The 18187-nt window shown below is 60.9% G+C and carries 13 protein-coding genes; 9 read left to right on the top strand and 4 right to left on the bottom strand.

The features are described 5' to 3' along the window. Positions 1 to 84: 84 nt before the first annotated feature. From uvrA to ACHZCU_RS18515, 3 genes are read left to right on the top strand one after another with little or no spacing between them, the layout of a single operon-like run. Positions 85 to 3006, top strand: a complete 2922-nt coding sequence (gene uvrA / locus ACHZCU_RS18525; RefSeq protein WP_319520026.1) for an excinuclease ABC subunit UvrA — start codon at positions 85 to 87, stop codon at positions 3004 to 3006. Next, positions 3006 to 3461, top strand: coding sequence for a GNAT family N-acetyltransferase (locus ACHZCU_RS18520; RefSeq protein ID WP_319520132.1), 456 nt, complete (start codon positions 3006 to 3008; stop codon positions 3459 to 3461). The genes uvrA and ACHZCU_RS18520 overlap by 1 nt, the downstream gene beginning before the upstream one ends. Positions 3462 to 3483: 22 nt before the next feature. After that, positions 3484 to 4284, top strand: a complete 801-nt coding sequence (locus ACHZCU_RS18515) for a DUF72 domain-containing protein (protein WP_319520025.1) — start codon at positions 3484 to 3486, stop codon at positions 4282 to 4284. On the opposite strand, the gene ACHZCU_RS18510 is transcribed toward ACHZCU_RS18515, so the two are convergent. Next, complete coding sequence (locus ACHZCU_RS18510) at positions 4277 to 5743, bottom strand: NAD(P)H-hydrate dehydratase (protein WP_319520024.1); 1467 nt, start codon at positions 5741 to 5743, stop codon at positions 4277 to 4279. The two genes, ACHZCU_RS18515 and ACHZCU_RS18510, sit on opposite strands and share 8 nt — an antisense overlap. A 354-nt stretch (positions 5744 to 6097) precedes the next feature. Between ACHZCU_RS18510 and ACHZCU_RS18505 the strand changes: the two genes are divergently transcribed. The 3 genes from ACHZCU_RS18505 (at position 6098) to hspQ (ending at position 8401) form a co-directional block, all read left to right on the top strand. Next, the gene (locus tag ACHZCU_RS18505; RefSeq protein WP_024707846.1) at positions 6098 to 6436 is read left to right on the top strand and encodes a P-II family nitrogen regulator; all 339 of its coding nucleotides are present in this window, start codon (positions 6098 to 6100) and stop codon (positions 6434 to 6436) included. A 73-nt stretch (positions 6437 to 6509) separates the two neighbouring features. Beyond that, positions 6510 to 7919: a type I glutamate--ammonia ligase gene (gene glnA, locus ACHZCU_RS18500; protein WP_319520023.1), complete on the top strand. Its 1410-nt coding sequence runs from the start codon at positions 6510 to 6512 to the stop codon at positions 7917 to 7919. 152 nt (positions 7920 to 8071) lie between these two features. Then, positions 8072 to 8401, top strand: coding sequence for a heat shock protein HspQ (gene hspQ, locus ACHZCU_RS18495; protein WP_106305280.1), 330 nt, complete (start codon positions 8072 to 8074; stop codon positions 8399 to 8401). A gap of 97 nt (positions 8402 to 8498) precedes the next feature. Here hspQ and ACHZCU_RS18490 read toward each other — a convergent pair whose 3' ends face one another. Next, positions 8499 to 9155 carry an invasion associated locus B family protein gene (locus tag ACHZCU_RS18490; protein ID WP_319520022.1) on the bottom strand — a complete coding sequence of 219 codons (657 nt, stop codon included), beginning with the start codon at positions 9153 to 9155 and terminating at the stop codon, positions 8499 to 8501. Positions 9156 to 9409: 254 nt separating this feature from the next. On the opposite strand from ACHZCU_RS18490, the gene ACHZCU_RS18485 reads away from it, so the two are divergent. Both ACHZCU_RS18485 and ACHZCU_RS18480 read left to right on the top strand, forming a co-directional pair. Then, a complete protein-coding gene (locus ACHZCU_RS18485; RefSeq protein WP_319520021.1) occupies positions 9410 to 11227 on the top strand; it encodes an extracellular solute-binding protein in 1818 nt (605 codons plus the stop codon). A 204-nt stretch (positions 11228 to 11431) separates the two neighbouring features. Next, on the top strand, positions 11432 to 12076 hold the full coding sequence (locus ACHZCU_RS18480) for a DsbA family oxidoreductase (RefSeq protein WP_319520020.1): 645 nt from the start codon (positions 11432 to 11434) through the stop codon (positions 12074 to 12076). 90 nt (positions 12077 to 12166) lie between these two features. Here the strand turns inward: ACHZCU_RS18480 and mfd are convergent, their stop codons facing one another. Both mfd and ACHZCU_RS18470 read right to left on the bottom strand, forming a co-directional pair. Then, a complete protein-coding gene (mfd, locus tag ACHZCU_RS18475; protein ID WP_319520019.1) occupies positions 12167 to 15673 on the bottom strand; it encodes a transcription-repair coupling factor in 3507 nt (1168 codons plus the stop codon). A gap of 13 nt (positions 15674 to 15686) precedes the next feature. Then, a complete protein-coding gene (locus ACHZCU_RS18470; protein WP_319520018.1) occupies positions 15687 to 15989 on the bottom strand; it encodes a succinate dehydrogenase assembly factor 2 in 303 nt (100 codons plus the stop codon). 94 nt (positions 15990 to 16083) lie between these two features. Between ACHZCU_RS18470 and recG the strand changes: the two genes are divergently transcribed. Next, positions 16084 to 18183 carry an ATP-dependent DNA helicase RecG gene (gene recG / locus ACHZCU_RS18465; RefSeq protein ID WP_319520017.1) on the top strand — a complete coding sequence of 700 codons (2100 nt, stop codon included), beginning with the start codon at positions 16084 to 16086 and terminating at the stop codon, positions 18181 to 18183. Positions 18184 to 18187: the final 4 nt, after the last annotated feature.

Here is an 18187-nt window from a genome sequence, read left to right as displayed (position 1 = left end):
GCGCCGTAATTCATTAAAACCTCGACAGCCAGCTCCTGCGAACTACATAAGAACCGATTTTCCCTTGCCGAGAAGCCGAAAGCTATGAGCGAACTCAAAAATATCTCCATTCGCGGTGCCCGCCAGCACAATCTGAAGGGCGTCGATGTCGACCTTCCGCGCAATTCGCTGATCGTGATGACCGGGCTTTCGGGCTCGGGCAAGTCGTCGCTGGCTTTCGATACGATCTATGCCGAGGGGCAGCGCCGCTATGTGGAAAGCCTGTCGGCCTATGCGCGCCAGTTCCTCGAAATGATGGAAAAGCCGGATGTCGACCGGATCGACGGTCTGTCGCCCGCCATTTCCATCGAGCAGAAGACGACCTCGAAGAACCCGCGTTCGACCGTCGGCACGGTCACCGAGATCTACGACTATATGCGCCTGCTGTTTGCGCGCACCGGCGTGCCCTATTCACCGACGACCGGCCTTCCGATCGAAAGTCAGACGGTGACCCAGATGGTCGACCGCATTCTGGCGCTGGAAGAACGCACGCGGCTCTATCTGCTGGCGCCGCTGGTGCGCGGCCGCAAGGGCGAATTCCGCAAGGAACTGGCGGAGCTGATGAAAAAGGGCTTTCAGCGCGTAAAGATTGACGGCACGTTCTACGAGATCGCCGAGGCGCCGAAGCTCGACAAGAAATACAAGCACGATATCGATATCGTGGTCGACCGCGTTGCCGTGCGCGCCGATCTTGCCACCCGGCTTGCCGACAGTCTGGAGACCTGCCTGCAGCTTGCCGATGGCCTCGCCATTGCCGAATTTGCCGACAAGCCGCTGCCGGAAGGTGAAACCGCGGCCGGCGGCTCAAAGAACAAATCTCTCAACGAAACCCACGAGAGACTTGTTTTTTCGGAGAAATTCGCCTGTCCGGTTTCGGGGTTCACGATCTCCGAGATCGAACCGCGCCTGTTTTCATTCAACAATCCCGTTGGCGCTTGCCCGACCTGTGACGGGCTCGGGTTCCAGCAGAAGATTGACGAGGGGCTTGTCGTGCCGGACCGCGCGAAGAAGCTCTCCGATGGCGCGATTGCGCCCTGGGCCAAGTCCTCGTCGCCCTATTACAAGCAGACGCTCGAGGCGATCGCCGGGCATTTCGGTTTCAAGATGACCGACCGCTGGGACAAGCTGCCAAAGACGGCAACCGACGCGATCCTGAACGGCACGGATGAAAAGATCGAGTTCCACTATGCCGATGGTGCGCGCTCCTACAAGACCACCAAGACCTTCGAGGGCATCATGCCGAACCTCGAACGGCGCTGGAAGGAAACGGATTCGGCCTGGGCGCGCGAGGAAATCGAGCGCTATATGTCGGCCGCCCCCTGCCCGGCCTGCAACGGTTACCGCCTGAAACCCGAGGCGCTTGCCGTCAAGATCGATAACCGCCACATCGGTCATGTCAGCGAAATGTCGATCAGCGCCGCGCGCGACTGGTTCGAAAACCTGCCCGAGCATTTTTCGCAAAAGCAGAATGACATTGCGGTGCGCATCCTCAAGGAAATCAACGAGCGGCTGCGCTTTCTCAACGATGTCGGCCTTGAATATCTGACGCTGTCGCGCAATTCCGGCACGCTTTCCGGCGGCGAGAGCCAGCGCATCCGGCTGGCATCCCAGATCGGCTCCGGGCTTACCGGTGTGCTCTATGTGCTCGATGAGCCGTCCATCGGCCTGCACCAGCGCGACAACACCCGGCTTCTGGAAACGCTGCAGCATCTGCGCGATATCGGCAATACGGTAATCGTCGTCGAGCATGACGAGGACGCGATTCTTGCGGCAGACTATGTGCTCGACATCGGCCCGGCCGCCGGCATTCATGGCGGCGAGGTGATCGCCGAAGGGCCGCCATCGGCAATCATGGCCAATCCGAAATCGCTGACTGGGCAATATCTGACCGGCGCGCGCGCCGTTGCCGTGCCGGCCGAACGACGCAAGCCGAAAAAGGGCAAGGCGCTGAAGGTTGTCGGCGCCCGCGGCAACAATCTGAAGAACATCACGGAAACCATTCCGCTCGGCGTATTCACCGCAGTCACCGGCGTTTCCGGCGGCGGCAAGTCGACCTTTCTGATTGAAACGCTCTACAAGTCGGCCGCGCGGCGGATCATGGGCGCACGTGAAAATCCGGCGCCGCATGATCGTATCGAGGGGCTGGAGTTCATCGACAAGGTGATCGATATCGACCAGTCGCCGATCGGCCGCACGCCGCGCTCCAATCCGGCGACCTATATCGGCGCCTTCACGCCGATCCGCGAATGGTTCGCCGGCCTGCCGGAGGCCAAGGCCCGCGGCTATCAGCCGGGGCGTTTTTCGTTCAACGTCAAGGGCGGGCGCTGCGAGGCCTGCCAGGGCGACGGGCTGATCAAGATCGAGATGCACTTCCTGCCCGATGTCTACGTCACCTGCGACGTCTGCCACGGCCAGCGCTATAATCGCGAAACGCTGGAAGTTCATTTCAAGGGCAAGTCGATCGCCGATATTCTCGAACTGACGGTCGAGGAAGGCGTGGAGTTCTTCTCCGCCGTGCCGTCGGTGCGCGACAAGCTGCAAACGCTGCAGGATGTCGGGCTTGGCTATATCAAGGTCGGCCAGCAGGCCAATACGCTGTCCGGCGGCGAGGCCCAGCGCGTCAAGCTCGCCAAGGAGCTGTCGCGGCGCTCGACCGGCAAGACGCTTTATATTCTCGACGAGCCGACCACCGGCCTGCATTTCCAGGATGTCGACAGGCTGCTCGATGTGCTGCACAAGCTTGTGGAACAGGGCAATTCGGTTGTCGTGATCGAGCACAATCTCGAAGTAATCAAGACGGCTGACTGGGTGATCGATATCGGTCCCGAGGGCGGCGATGGCGGCGGCGAAATCGTTGCGACCGGCACGCCCGAGGATATCGTGAAGGAAAAACGCTCCTACACAGGGCACTATCTGCAGGAGCTTCTGGAAAGGCGGCCGCCGAAAAAGACCGAAGCTGCGGAATGATGCCGCCGCGTCAGGCCCGGCTTTCCGATATAAAGTCCGTCGAGCGGCTGACGGAAGCGGCCTATGCCGTCTATCTTCCGGTGCTCGGTCATCCGCCGCTTCCGATGAGCGAGGATTACGGGCCACGCATTGCGCGCGGCGAGGTCTGGCTGTTCGGGGACGGTCCCGACCCGGCGGGGCTTTGCGTGGTTGAACGGCACGCTGACCATCTGATGCTGTTCAGCATCGCGGTGTCGCCTTCACATCAGGGCGAAGGCTACGGACTTGCCATGCTCCGGTGGCTGAAGGCGCGGGCCAGAGAGGAGGGCCTTGGAGAGATCCGGCTCTATACCAATGCGCTGATGACGCGGAATATCGCGCTTTACAAGCGTTTCGGGTTCACGGAAACAGGCCGTCGGCCCAATCCGAAACGACCGCAATTCACGATCGTCGATATGACAATGCCGGTCGACTGACTGCCAGCTTTGGGGGAACATAATGTCAAAGACAGGAACAGTGCGCGTCGGAATCGGCGGATGGACCTTCGATCCGTGGAATGAATCCTTTTATCCCGACAAGCTGCCGAAAACCCGGCAGCTGGAATATGCCGCCGGTCAGCTTCGGGTCATTGAGGTGAACGGTACCTATTATTCCTCTCAGAAACCCGCCACTTTCGCCAAGTGGGCGGCAAGCGTGCCGGATGGTTTCGTGTTCTCCCTGAAGGCCAGCCGCTACTGCACCAACCGCAAGAAGCTGGCGGAGGCGGAAGGTTCGATAGAAAAGTTTCTCGGTCAGGGCATCACCGAACTGGGCGACAGGCTCGGGCCGATCCTGTGGCAGTTCATGCCGACAAAGAAGTTCGAGCCGGACGACTTTGAGGACTTTCTGAGGTTGCTGCCGCAAACACGTGACGGCATTAAGCTTTCTCACGCAATTGAAGTCCGGCACCCTTCCTTTCTGACGCCGGATTTTGTCGGGCTGGTGCGCCGCTATGGCGCAACGATCGTCTGTGCGGATCATCCGGAATATCCGATGATTGCTGATGTTACCGGCGATTTCGTCTATACCCGCCTGCAGAAGGGCGCGGATGAGAATCCGCACTGCTATCGTGATGCGGATATGGATGTCTGGGCCGGGCGCCTGCGTTCCTGGGCCGAAGGCGGCACGCCGGACGACCTGCCGCGCCTCGATGACACTGCGCAGAAGAAGACGTCGCGCGACGTCTATGCCTTCTTCATCACCAATGGCAAGGTCCGCGCGCCAGCCGGCGCCATGGCCTTGCAGCAGAAATTCAGCTGATCGCGCTGAAGCGCGGCAGGTGGCCGGGCAGGTCCTCGGCCGTCAGTCCCTCGCCTGCCCGATTTGCCGCATCCCCGTGAAGCCAGGCACCGGCTGCAGCCGCTTCGAAGGTCGGCATGCCCTGCGCCAGAAGCCCGCCGATAATGCCGGCAAGCACGTCTCCCGAACCGGCGGTCGCCAGCCATGGCGGCGCATCCGCATTGATCGCAATCCGGCCGTCGGGCGCGGCGATCACGGTATCGGCGCCCTTGTAAAGCACGACGGCATTGGCGCGTCTGGCCGCGCGGCTTGCCTTTTCCGGCTTTCCGAGGGTGTCGTCCTCCGCGATATCGGGAAAGAGCCGCGCGAATTCGCCCTCATGCGGCGTCAAAACGCAATGCGGCTCCGCCCCGGCCAGAAGGTCAAACAGCTGTTCGGGCGCTTCGGCAAAGGATGTGATGCCGTCGGCATCGAGCACCAACGGCCGTGCGGCAAGGACTTCAACGAAGGTGCGCGCCTTTTCCCCGACGCCGAAACCGGGCCCCAGCACAAAGGCGGACAGGCGCTTGTCGGCAAGCCAGTCTTCAAGCGCAGCCACGTCGGAAACCGGTTTCATCATGACGGCGGTGAGATGGGTTGCGGCCACAAGCGCGGCATTGGAGGGTACGGCCAGCGTAACCAGTCCGGCGCCGGCCCTGAGCCCGGCCATCGCCGAAAGCCGTGCGGCCCCGGTGGCCGAAGGACCGCCGCTGAACACCCCGAGATGGCCCCGCCGGAACTTGTGCGAAGACGCTGAAAGCGCCGGCAGGCTGGCCTTGAAAAGCGCCGGCGTGTTCAGACAATGCTGACCGCCCGCCTCTGCCAGAATGCGTTGCGGGATGCCGATATCGAACACCTCCAGACTGCCGCAATGTGCCCGCCCCGACAAAAGATAATGACCGGGTTTGGCCCGCATGAAGGTGACGGTATGCGCAGCCCGAAACGCGCCGCCAAGCACCTGACCGGTGAGCCCGCTGACGCCTGAGGGCAGATCGACCGCAATCACGGGAACGGCGGCATCGGTGACGGCTTCGATGATTTCACAGAGATTGTCTGACAGGGGGCGCTGCAAACCCGCGCCGAACAGCGCATCGATAACCACCTCACCAGGATAAGGCCGATAGTCCGGCATCGGCCGGCTTTCGATGGCGCAATCGGCCCGGGCGCGACGGGCATCGCCCGCAAGCTTTTCGGGATCGCCAAGATGAAAGATCGCCACCGGCACACCGGCCGCCTTCAGGGCCTCGGCAGCGACATAGCCGTCGCCGCCATTATTGCCCGGCCCGCAGAAAACCGTTGCCCGCGAGGCGCCGGGAAACAGCCGCAGGAAGGCGGCCGAAACGGCATGACCGGCCTTGATCATCAGTCCATAGCTGTCGATCCCATTTGCCGCCGCCAGCCTGTCGGCATTGCCCATCTCTTCCGGTGTCAGAAGCAGCATTTTTCGACCTCCGTGTGTTGCGGACGAGTAGAACGCCAAACCGGAAGGCAGCGCAAGTGCGGATCGGCTTTGTTCATCCAGTAAGCAATTGCCTATAATTTGAACATTATTGACTGCTTAAACGCCAAGCATAAGGCAGTGTCGGTGAATGGAATGCAACGGCCTTGACGCAACCCGGCCTTTTGGCCAAACCTGAATTCCGACGCACAGGCATGTCATCGCGGCATTCGGAAAAATGACTTTCATTTTGACATCTTTTATAAGGAATTCTATCGAGTTGGCATGCAATGTGCATCTGAAGTTCCGAGCGGGCCAACGCCTGTTCCAACGGGAGAAGCGGAGAGCAATTTTCTCATGAAAAAGATCGAAGCGATCATCAAGCCTTTCAAGCTCGACGAAGTGAAGGAAGCCCTTCAGGAAGTCGGCCTGCAGGGCATCACTGTCACAGAGGCGAAAGGCTTCGGGCGCCAGAAGGGTCACACGGAACTTTACCGTGGCGCCGAGTACGTCGTCGACTTTCTTCCCAAAGTCAAAGTCGAAGTCGTGCTGGCAGACGACAATGTGGATGCCGTCATCGATGCCATCCGCAATGCCGCGCAGACCGGGCGCATCGGCGACGGAAAAATCTTCGTTTCCAATGTCGAGGGCGTCGTGCGCATCCGCACCGGCGAAACCGGCGTTGACGCCATCTGATCCATCCCTCCTCTTTTCGTCCGAAAAGTCGGGGAATCCCTATCGTCATCTTCTTATGCAAGGAAAACGTTAAATGACGACAGCTGCTGAAATTATGAAACAAATCAAAGACAACGACGTCAAATTCGTCGATCTGCGGTTTACCGATCCCAAGGGTAAGCTGCAGCACGTGACGATGGACGTTTCGGCTGTCGATGAAGACATGTTCGCCGACGGCATCATGTTCGACGGTTCGTCGATTGCCGGCTGGAAAGCCATCAACGAGTCCGACATGGTTCTCATGCCCGACACCGCGACGGCCCACATGGACCCCTTCTTCGCACAGTCCACCATGGCTGTTTTCTGCGACGTTCTCGAGCCGCTGTCCGGCGAAGCCTATAACCGCGACCCGCGCGGCACGGCCAAGAAGGCCGAAGCCTACCTGAAGTCGACCGGTATCGGCGACACCACCTTCTTCGGTCCCGAGCCCGAATTCTTCGTCTTCGACGACGTTCGCTTCTCCGCCGAGCCCTACAACACCGGTTTCCAGCTCGACAGCACCGAACTGCCGTCGAACGCCTTCACCGAATATGAAACCGGCAATATGGGCCACCGTCCCCGCACCAAGGGCGGTTACTTCCCGGTTCCCCCGGTCGACAGCGTCCAGGACATGCGCTCGGAAATGCTGACGGTTCTGGCCGAAATGGGTATCACCGTTGAAAAGCATCACCACGAAGTGGCATCCGCCCAGCATGAACTCTGCATGGTGTTCGACACGCTGACGCGCATGGCCGACAAAACCCAGATCTACAAGTACGGCGTTCACCAGGTTGCCCATGCTTATGGCAAGACCGCGACCTTCATGCCGAAGCCGGTTTACGGCGACAACGGCTCGGGCATGCACGTTCACCAGTCGATCTGGAAAGACGGCAAGCCGACCTTTGCCGGTGATGAATATGCCGGTCTGTCGGAAACCTGCCTGTACTACATCGGCGGCATCATCAAGCACGCCAAGGCCATCAACGCCTTCACCAACCCGCTGACCAACTCCTACAAGCGTCTGGTCCCGGGCTTCGAGGCTCCGGTTCTGCTGGCCTATTCCGCCCGCAACCGTTCGGCATCCTGCCGTATCCCGTTCGGCTCCTCGCCGAAGGCCAAGCGCGTTGAAGTCCGTTTCCCCGATCCGGGCGCCAACCCCTACCTCGCCTTCGCAGCACTGATGATGGCCGGCCTCGACGGCATCAAGAACAAGCTGCACCCCGGCGATGCCATGGACAAGGACCTCTACGACCTGCCGGCCGAAGAGCTGAAGGAAATCCCGACCGTTGCGACCTCGCTGCGTGAAGCGCTCGAGAGCCTCGACAAGGATCGCGAGTTCCTGACCGCCGGCGGCGTGTTCGACGACGACCAGCTCGACGCCTACATCGAACTGAAGATGGAAGAAGTGCTGCGCTTCGAAATGTCGCCGCACCCGGTCGAGTTCGACATGTACTACTCGGTCTGATCCCGGATCGTATCGGGTATTTTCGACCTGATGACCGGTCGCCCTCGGGCGGCCGGTTTTTTCATGGGTTTCAACGGGTTTTGCGGCGAAGTCGATACAGCCCTTGCAGTCGCACCGGTGCAGTTCCATATAATGTCCGAAAGGAAATGCTCATGAAAATACGCGAAGCGAAATACAATATCGGCGATATCGTGCGCCATCGTACGCTTCCCTTTCGGGGCGTGGTATTCGATGTCGATGCGGAGTTTTCCCGTACGGATGAATGGTACAATTCCATCCCGCCTGAAATCCGGCCGGACAAGGATCAGCCATTCTACCATCTCGTCGCTGAAAACGAGGAGAAAGGCTACGTCGCCTATGTGTCGGAAGCCAATCTTGAACCGGATATGAGCGGTGAACCGCTGCGCAATCCGCAGATCGGCGAGGTTTTCACGGTGACGGACAATGGCCAGCTGGCGCCGCGCTATACGGTATCGCACTGACTGAACAATGATCGGCGGTTTGCCGGTCCGGATATGAAAAAAGGCCCGGTCGCATTGAAGCGGCCGGGCCTTTTTGTGTTCAGTTTCGGAAAACCGATCAGTTGCCGGTTGCGTTCTGCTGCGCTTCCTCGATCTTCTTGCGGCGGTCGACGGCCATCTTCTGGATCGACTCGTCAAGATTGCGCTGGCTTTCAACGAGGTCGGACTGGCTGACGGGGTCGCCGTCAAAGGCCGCGGTGAAACCGCTCAGCGTGATTTCGACCGGATTGGGCTGCTGACGCACATTGACGGAGGTGAAGGTCACGTTGCCGCCGCGCTTCATGGCGTTGACCAGCGTATCGGTCAGCGGCGCCTGTGCAATGCACTGCTCGTTGGTGCAAAGCGCGTATTCGATGCGCTGCGGGCTGGACGTGTCGATCTGCATGGTTACGCCGGCCGGGATGACCCTGAACGTGGGCACCGTGACCTGCAGCATTGCCTGGCCGTTGCCGCCCTGCGGCTGGATCAGCCCCACAGCGGTCAGGACCTGGCCGTTTTCAGCACGCGCGTAATTCTGAACGATGCAGACTCCGGACTGGCCGTTGTCGTTACAGGTCTTGAACCAGCCCTGCGTGGGCAGTCCGCCGCCCTGCTGCTGTGCAGGCTGCTGCTGCGCGGGCTGCTGTTCCTGAGCCATAGCGCCGCCAGCCGAAATGCCGGCAATCGTGAAAGCGCAAACCGCGACATGCTTCATAAATCTGGCGCGTGAAAGCATGAAAAATCTCTCCTGGTTCGTCTGCATGAGGTTAGTGGTGCTGGAACCTGCATGCCTAATGTTACCGAAATGCGGCAGACCGTCCCTGTTTCGGGCCTCAACCGCCAGTGTTTCCCCTGATATCGTCACACAGGGCCATGATCCACCCCCGAAAACGTCTAAATTGCCTCAAGAGGCAAAATCGCGCTGGTATTTCGTCAATGGCGGCCCTCATGCTAGTTTCCACCGTCAAAGGATCACGACAGGACGAATCAATGCGCTTAATTGTTCCTCTCCTCGTTTCGGCGGCATGGGCGGGCGTCGCTGCGGCCGATCCGCTCTACGGTATCGCCATGCATGGCGACCCTGCCCTTGCACCGGACTATCAGCATTTCAGCTACGTGAACCCCGATGTCAAGAAGGGCGGCGAGATCACCTATGGCGTGGTCGGCTCCTTCGACGCGCTCAACCCCTTCGTGCTGAAGGGCATGCGCTCGTCGGCCCGCGGGCTTTGGGACGAGATTTTCGGCAATCTCGTGTACGAACCGCTGATGCAGCGCTCGCGCGATGAGCCGTTCACGCTCTACGGCCTGCTCGCCGAAACCGTTGAATGGGACGAGGACCGCACCTTTGTCCAGTTCAACATGAACCCGGATGCGAAATGGTCCGACGGCGAGCCGGTGACGGCCGATGATGTGATCTTCACCTTCAACCTGCTGAAGGACAAGGGCCGCCCGCCCTATAACCGACGCCTCGCGCTCGTCGAAAAGATGGAGAAAGTCGGCGACAACAGCGTGCGCTTTACCTTCAACGCCGATGCCAACCGCGAAACCCCGCTGATCTTCGCCCTGATGCCGGTGCTGCCGGAACATGCGATCGATCCCGAGACCTTCGATACCGCCACGATGACCACGCCGGTCGGTTCCGGCCCCTACGAGATCGCCTCCATCGACCCCGGCCAGCGCATCGTTTACGAACGGCGGGACGATTACTGGGGCAAGGACACGCCCTCGATGGTCGGTTTCGCCAATTACGACAAGGTGACGATCGACTATTATCTTCAGGATTCGACGCTGTTCGAAGCCTTCAAGAAAGGCGCCGTCGATGCCTATATCGACGAAGATCCCGGCCACTGGGCCCGCGCCTATGATTTTCCCGCCGCGAATGAAGGCCGTGTGGTGAAGGATGAGTTCCATCCCCAGACACCGACCGGGATGATGGGGTTCGTCTTCAACACGCGAAGACCGAAATTCGAAGACGTGCGGGTGCGCAAGGCGCTGTCCGACATCTTCGATTTTCAGTGGGTGAACCGCACGCTGTTCGACAACGCCTATGTCCGCACCGAAAGCTACTGGCAGAATTCCGATCTCGGCGCCTATGGCAACCCGGCGACCGAGACCGAACGCAAGCTGCTGGAAGACGCTGTCGACATCATCGATCCCGAAATTCTGGCCGGCGATTACAAAATGCCGGTAACCGACGGTTCCGGCGCCGATCGCAAGGTACTGGGGGCTGCGGTGCGGCTTCTGGCCGAGGCCGGGTACAGGATCAGCGACGGCAGGATGATCGGGCCTAACGGCAACCACCTCGCCTTCGAGCTGATGACAACCAATGCCGCGCAGGAAAAACTGGCACTGGCCTATCAGCACTCGTTGAACCTGATCGGTGTGGGGCTGAGCATCCGCACGGTCGATGACGCCCAGTATCAAAAGCGCCTCAACACTTTCGACTATGACATGATCGTTCTGATCGCGCCGGGCTTCTACTACAAATCGTCGCTGTCTCCGGGCGCGGAACAGGTCTGGCGCTGGGAATCGCGCTCGCGCGATATCGAGGGCACATTCAATTTCGCCGGTGTGGCCAGCGACAATGTCGACCGCATGATCGACGACATGCTGGAAGCACGCTCGACGGAGCATTTTACGGATTCCGTGCGCGCGCTCGATCGTCTGCTGGTCAGTGGCCACTACATGCTGCCGCTCTATCACCGCGAAGGCCAGTGGGTTGCGCACTGGAGCGATATTGTGCCGCCCGCAGAAACACCTATCTACGGCTATCAACTGCCCACCTGGTGGGATGCGTCCGCGCAGTAATGCGTTACCCAGGGTGATCTCTCTTTCGGGTCATGCTCGGGCTTGACCCGAGCATCCAGGCAATACGGAGAATGTGGCCTGGACCCTCGGGTCAAGCCCGAGGGAGACACGGATTTGAGGTTGGCCCTGGTGTCAAAAATTGATGAGGCTGCTGTGCGTATTCCGAGCGCAGCAATGTCTTACAGACTCAAGGAAAGGAACGGTATGAACACCGTAACAATCGACGCCGTCATCGATGTCGTCTGCCCCTGGTGCTATCTGGGCAAGGCTCGCCTCGACCGCGCCATATCCGCACTTGAAGGCGATGTTGAAGTGGTCGTGCAATGGCGTCCCTTCGAGCTGGATTCGACCATTCCGCCGGAAGGCGTCGACAATCAGGCCATGCTGGCTGAAAAGCTCGGCAGTCCGATCCGGCGCGATGAAATGCAGGCAGATCTCACCGAACTGGGCCGCGAAGAAGGCATCACCTTCAATTTCGACCGGATCCTGATCCGCCCGAACACGCTCGATGCCCACCGCCTGCTGTTGTGGGCGCATACGGAAAGCATCGCGATGCAGAATGTGGTGATCGACCGGCTCTACAAGGCGAATTTCGAGGAAGGCCGCAATATCGGCGATCATGCGGTGCTGGCCGATATCGCCGCCGAAAGCGGCATGGACCGCGAGATGGTCTCCCGTCTGCTGGCAAGTGATGCCGATGTGGAAACCGTGCGAAACGAGATCGCCAACGCCGAGAAAATGGGCGTCACCGGCGTGCCGTTCTTCATCCTCAATCAGAAATACGCATTAAGCGGCGCGCAGCCCGTCGACGTCATGCAGAACGCCCTGCAACAGCTTGCCGCCGCATAACAGCGGCGGCTTCACGCCCCTGTATGGGAGAGTGGTGTCGCGTGTCGCGACTGGCCCCTCGGGACAAGCCCGAGGGCGCTGAGGGAATATTCAGGCAGCCGCGGCGATCTTGGAAAGCTTGTTCATGATGATCGCGGCCTGTCCAAGGCGCTTGTCCGGCGTCGGCAGGTCGCGATTGAAGAACACGCTCTGATCGGACCTGATCTTGGCCGAAACGCTCTGTTCGGCGATGAACTGCACCAGACCGGCCGGGTTCGGAAATTCCTGATTGCGGAATGTGACGACAATACCCTTGGGGCCGGCATCCAGCTTTTCGACATTGGCGGTGCGGCAGAGCGATTTGATGAACACGACCTTCAACAGCGACTGTACTTCATCCGGCATCGGCCCGAAGCGGTCGATCAGTTCGGCGCCGAAAGCGTCGATGTCGCCGGCATCGTTGAGTTCGCCGAGACGCCGGTAGAGCGCCATTCTGAGGTTCAGATCGGGCACATAGCTTTCTGGGATCATCACCGATGTCCCCAACCCGATCTGCGGCGACCAGTCGCTGCCGCCGGCATCCTCATCGCCCTTGGCTTCGGCCACAGCCTCTTCCAGCATCTGCTGGTAAAGCTCGAACCCGACCTCCTTGATGTGGCCGGACTGCTCCTCGCCGAGAAGATTGCCGGCCCCGCGAATATCGAGATCGTGGCTGGCCAGCTGAAAACCGGCGCCGAGCGTGTCGAGTGACTGCAACACCTTCAGCCGGCGGTCGGCGGTATCGGTCATGCGCTTGTTGGCCGGCAGCGTGAACAGCGCAAAGGCGCGGATTTTCGAGCGTCCGACCCGGCCGCGCAACTGATAGAGCTGCGCCAGACCGAACATATCGGCGCGGTGGACGATCAGCGTATTGGCCGTCGGCACATCCAGCCCGGATTCGACAATGGTCGTCGACAGCAGAATGTCATAACTGCCGTCGTAAAAGGCGTTCATGATGTCTTCAAGCTGGCCTGCGGCCATCTGCCCGTGGGCGACGGCGACCTTTAATTCCGGCACCTCCGCCTGCAGGAAGGCATGCACTTCCTCAAGGTCCGAAACGCGCGGGCAGACGTAAAAGCTCTGTCCGCCGCGATAGTGTTCGCGCATCAGGTTTTCGCGGATCACCAGCGGATCGAACGGCGAAATGAAGGTGCGCACCGCCATGCGGTCGACCGGCGGCGTGGTGATCAGCGACAGTTCGCGCACGCCGGTCATGGCAAGCTGCAGCGTGCGCGGGATCGGCGTTGCCGAGAGCGTCAGCACATGCACATCGCTCTTCAGCTCCTTCAGCCGCTCCTTGTGGCGCACGCCGAAATGCTGTTCCTCATCGATGATCAGCAAGCCGAGATTGGCGAACTTGATCGATGAACCAAGAAGCGCATGGGTCCCGACCACGACATCGACCCTGCCTTCGGAAAGGTCCTTCTTGGTCTGGGCCAATTCTTTACTGCTGACAAGGCGCGAGGCCTGTGCCACCTTTATCGGCAGCCCGCGGAAACGCTCCACGAAGGTCTTGTAATGCTGGCGCGCCAGCAATGTGGTGGGCACGACCACGGCCACCTGAACGCCGTTCATGGCGGCAAGGAAAGCCGCGCGCAGCGCAACCTCGGTCTTGCCGAAGCCGACGTCGCCACAGATCAGCCGGTCCATCGGCCGGCCAAGGCCGAGATCGCCGCGCACGGCTTCGATGGCATTATACTGATCCTCGGTTTCCTCATAGGGGAACCGTGCGGCGAACTCGTCGTAAAGCCCCTCGGTCGCCACCAGCGGCGGTGCAGTGCGCGTTGCCCGCTTGGCGGCAATCGCGATCAGCTCATCGGCCATGTCGAGAAGGCGTTTCTTCAGCTTTGCCTTCTTGGCCTGCCAGGCGCCGCCGCCCAGCCGGTCCAGCGGCACATCGGCGGAATCGGAACCATAGCGCGATAACAGCTCGATATTCTCGACCGGCAGAAACAGCTTGGCATCATCGGCATAATGCAGCTCGAGGCAATCGCGCGGCGCACCGGCGGCCTCGATCGTTCTCAGGCCCGCGAACCGACCGATCCCGTGTTCGGCATGAACCACAAGCGCGCCTTCATCCAGACCGGAAACTTCCGATATGAAATCGCTGGCTTTCCTGTTCTTTCTGGTCCTGCGGACCAGCCGGTCACCGAGAATGTCCTGTTCGCCGATGACATGAAGATCGCCGGTTTCAAAACCGCCTTCGAGGCACAGAACGGCGCTCGCCGCCTCACCCTTTGCAAGACGTTCCAGATCGGCCAGCGCCTTGACCGGTTTGACCTTGGCAAGACCGTGTTCCTTCAGCACCTGCAACAGCCGGTCGAGGGACCCCTCCGACCAGCCGGTGATCAGAACCTTGCCGCCCTTCGCGCGCGTCTCCGCAATATGGCGAACGGCCTCCTCGAATACATTGGCGCGCTCGCCGTCATCGGCCTTGCGCGCCTGCGCGGCAACCGCCCAGCGCGGCCCGGCATGGGCCTCGAGCGTAACCACCGGTTTGCCGACGGCCGACGCCTCGTTGAACGGCGACAGGCGGAGCGCATGCATGGCATCAAGCCCGGCTGAAAACGCGTTCTGGTCGAGATAGAGCATATCCGGCGGCACGGGCTTGTAGGGCGCGCCCTGCCCGGCCTGGCCCACACCGAGATTGGAACGGCGGGCCTGGTAATAATCCTCGATCAGTTCGGCTCTTTCTCCTGCCGCCTCACGCGCGGTGTGGTCGAAGACGATGTTAAAACCGGACAGATAGTCGAACATGGTCTCGAGCCGCTCGTAAAACAGCGGCAGCCAGTGTTCCATGCCGGCATAGCGGCGGCCTTCGGAAACGGCCTGATAGAGCGCATCATCGCGGGTCGATGCCCCGAACAGCGACAGATAGTTCTTGCGAAAGCGCGCGATATTCGCGTCGTTCAGCGTCACTTCGCTCATGGCGTTGAGATCGAAGGCCTTGACCGAACCGGTGGTGCGTTGGCTGGCAGCATCGAAGGACCGGATCGATTCCAGCGTGTCGCCGAAGAAATCAAGGCGGAGACCATTGTCGGCGCCGGGCACGAAAACATCGAGAATGCCGCCCCGAACGGCATATTCGCCAACGGCGCGCACGGTCGGCACACGCTCGAAACCGGCGTCGGAAAGCTTGCGGACAATCACCTCCATGTCGATCACCTGACCGGCACGCGCGGAAAAGCCGAGCGTTGAAACGACATCGCGCGGCGGTAGCTTCTGCAGCATCGCATTGACGGTGACGAGGATGATTGCCGGATGCGGCTTTTCGGCATGTGCAATCAGGCCGGACAGGGCCGAAAGACGCCGCGCCGAGGTGTCGGCGCCGGGCGAAACCCGGTCATAGGGCAGACAGTCCCAGGCCGGCAGCGTCAGCACCGGAATATCGGGGGCCGCGAAACCGAGCATCTGCTCGAAATCGGCAATCCGCTGGCCATCGGAGAGCACATAGGCCACCGATTGCCCCGCACGCGCCATTTCCGCCAGCACCAGCGGTTCGGTGCCCGGCACGGCGTTGGCAATCGTGACGGCGCCGCCGAGGCCATCCAGCTTTTTCGGGTTAAATCCGGCTATCATGTTTTTTAAATCTTCAGATGTCTTTTTCGACCGGGTCGAAATCCGGCTTGTAGGCACAAATTCTGTCGAAAAGCGGAATACGCAGATGTTCGGGCACGGGATCGGCGCCGTTGATCCACCGGATCAGATCATTGTCTTCCTCGGCCATGATCATTTCGAAAACGTCGAGCATGTCATCGTCCATGTCGGCGAGGTTTTCCTCGGCAAATTGTCCGAGGATCAGGTCCATCTCGCGGATACCGCGATGCCAGCAGCGAAACAGCATGCGGCGGCGGCGGGGGTCGAGATCGGCGCTCGAACGTTTCAAACCGGTCATTTCAAAAAACCTTCTTTGTTGATTGGTCTCTATAACCGCTCGTTTCGCGCTTGTCAGCCTTGCCAAAGCCCTTCTTCCGGTCCAATTGGGAATAATGCGACCGGCTCTGCTTGATCCATTGTTCGCGCCCGTCACCGCGCTTGCGGGGATAGGGCCGAAGCTTGAAAAAGTGCTCGCCCGCCTGACCGGGCGCGATGACGAGGTGCGCGTGGTCGATCTGGTGTTTCACACGCCGTCCTCGCTGATCGACCGGCGGCTGAGGCCGGGCATTGCACACCTGCCCGAGGGCGCGATTGTCACCGTCGAAGGCCGCGTCGACCGTCACCAGCCGGCGCCCGCCCGTTCAAACGCGCCATACCGCGTCTTTCTGCATGATGATACCGGCGAACTGACGCTGACCTTCTTCCACGCCAGGGCCGACTGGCTGGAACGCTCGCTGCCCGTCGGCGAAACGGTTCTGGTGAGCGGCCGCGCCGAATGGTTCAACGGCCGCCCGTCAATGGTGCATCCCGACTATATCGTCAGCGCCGACAAGGCCGACACCCTGCCGGATTGCGAACCGGTCTATCCGATGACGGCGGGACTGTCGCCAAAGGTGCTGCGCCGCGCGATTGAAAATGCCACCGAGCGGCTTCCCGCCTTTCCCGAGTGGATCGATGCGGAAATCGTCAGGCGGCAGGGGTTTCCACCGCTGAAGGACGCGCTTCTCGCCTTGCACAATCCGCGCGACGAGACCGATCTCGATCCGCAGGCGCCCGCCCGGCGCAGGCTTGCCTATGACGAACTGCTGGCCGGCCAGCTTTCGCTTGCGCTGGTCAGAAGCCGGATGCGCCGCTCCAAGGGGCGGCCGGTTCATCCAAGCGGCGCACTATCGGGCAAGGTGCGTTCCGCCCTGCCCTTTGCGCTGACCAGCGGACAGGAAGACGCCATTGCCGCCATTCTCTCCGACATGGGCCACGACACGCGCATGCTGCGCATGCTTCAGGGCGATGTCGGGTCCGGCAAGACGGTCGTCGGCCTGATGGCAATGCTGGCCGTGGTCGAGGACGGCGGCCAGGCCGTACTGATGGCGCCGACGGAAATCCTCGCCCGCCAGCACTATGAGGGGATCGCAAGTCTTGCCGAAAAGGCCGGTGTCGAGGTCAAGCTGCTGACCGGCAAGACGAAAGCGCGCGAGCGCCGCGTCATCGAGGAAGAAATCGCCGACGGCACGGCGCGGATCATCATCGGCACCCACGCATTGTTTCAGGACAATGTCACATATCACGACCTCAGGCTGGCCATCGTCGACGAGCAGCATCGTTTCGGCGTTCACCAGCGGCTGAAATTGACCGCCAAGGGCATGGCGCCGCACCTTCTGGTGATGACGGCGACGCCGATCCCGCGTACGCTGGTGCTGGCAGCCTTCGGCGACATGGATGTCTCGAACCTGACGGAAAAACCGGCGGGCCGAAAGCCGATCCAGACCGTCACCATACCCACGGAGCGGATCGGCGATGTGGTCGGTCGCCTGCGGCAGGCGCTCGACGAAGGAAAAAAAGCCTACTGGATCTGCCCGCTGGTGGAAGAATCGGAAGCCGTGGACCTCGTTTCCGCCGAGGAACGGCGCGAAACGCTGGCAAAGGCGCTTGGCCCCGAACATGTCGGCCTGGTTCACGGGCGGATGTCGTCCGGCGACAAGGAAGCGGCGATGGAAGCCTTCAAGAGCGGCGAAACCCGACTTCTAGTGGCAACCACGGTGGTGGAGGTCGGCGTCGACGTACCGGATGCCACGATCATCGTCATCGAGCATGCCGAACGCTTCGGTCTCGCCCAGCTCCACCAGTTGCGCGGCCGTGTCGGGCGCGGCAACGAGGCCTCATCCTGCATCCTGCTCTACAAGGGACCGCTGTCGGAAACCGGCCGGGCGCGGCTTTCGGTGCTGCGCGAAAGCAATGACGGGTTCAGGATTGCCGAGGAGGACCTGAAGCTGCGCGGCGAAGGCGAACTTCTGGGCACGCGCCAGTCCGGCATGCCGGGCTTCCGGTTCGCCAACATGGAAGCCCACAGCGATATTCTGGCACTGGCCCGCAAGGACGCCGCCTATGTCGTCAACCGCGACCCCGAGCTTGCCGGAGAGCGCGGCCAGGGGCTGCGCATGCTGCTCTATCTCTTCCGGCGCGATGAGGCGATCCGTTATCTGAATGCCGGCTGACGCG

Source organism: uncultured Martelella sp. (genome assembly GCF_963677965.2).
Lineage (GTDB): Bacteria > Pseudomonadota > Alphaproteobacteria > Rhizobiales > Rhizobiaceae > Martelella > Martelella mangrovi.
The sequence above is the reverse complement of the archived record's forward strand: the minus strand, read 5'-3'. Positions and strand labels throughout refer to the sequence as shown.

Coding starts and splice junctions, on each gene's coding strand:
- uvrA (WP_319520026.1), top strand. CDS start 85: ATGAGCGAACTCAAAAATATCTCCATTCGCGGTGCCCGCCAGCACAAT.
- ACHZCU_RS18520 (WP_319520132.1), top strand. CDS start 3,006: ATGCCGCCGCGTCAGGCCCGGCTTTCCGATATAAAGTCCGTCGAGCGG.
- ACHZCU_RS18515 (WP_319520025.1), top strand. CDS start 3,484: ATGTCAAAGACAGGAACAGTGCGCGTCGGAATCGGCGGATGGACCTTC.
- ACHZCU_RS18510 (WP_319520024.1), bottom strand. CDS start 5,743: ATGCTGCTTCTGACACCGGAAGAGATGGGCAATGCCGACAGGCTGGCG.
- ACHZCU_RS18505 (WP_024707846.1), top strand. CDS start 6,098: ATGAAAAAGATCGAAGCGATCATCAAGCCTTTCAAGCTCGACGAAGTG.
- glnA (WP_319520023.1), top strand. CDS start 6,510: ATGACGACAGCTGCTGAAATTATGAAACAAATCAAAGACAACGACGTC.
- hspQ (WP_106305280.1), top strand. CDS start 8,072: ATGAAAATACGCGAAGCGAAATACAATATCGGCGATATCGTGCGCCAT.
- ACHZCU_RS18490 (WP_319520022.1), bottom strand. CDS start 9,155: ATGCTTTCACGCGCCAGATTTATGAAGCATGTCGCGGTTTGCGCTTTC.
- ACHZCU_RS18485 (WP_319520021.1), top strand. CDS start 9,410: ATGCGCTTAATTGTTCCTCTCCTCGTTTCGGCGGCATGGGCGGGCGTC.
- ACHZCU_RS18480 (WP_319520020.1), top strand. CDS start 11,432: ATGAACACCGTAACAATCGACGCCGTCATCGATGTCGTCTGCCCCTGG.
- mfd (WP_319520019.1), bottom strand. CDS start 15,673: ATGATAGCCGGATTTAACCCGAAAAAGCTGGATGGCCTCGGCGGCGCC.
- ACHZCU_RS18470 (WP_319520018.1), bottom strand. CDS start 15,989: ATGACCGGTTTGAAACGTTCGAGCGCCGATCTCGACCCCCGCCGCCGC.
- recG (WP_319520017.1), top strand. CDS start 16,084: ATGCGACCGGCTCTGCTTGATCCATTGTTCGCGCCCGTCACCGCGCTT.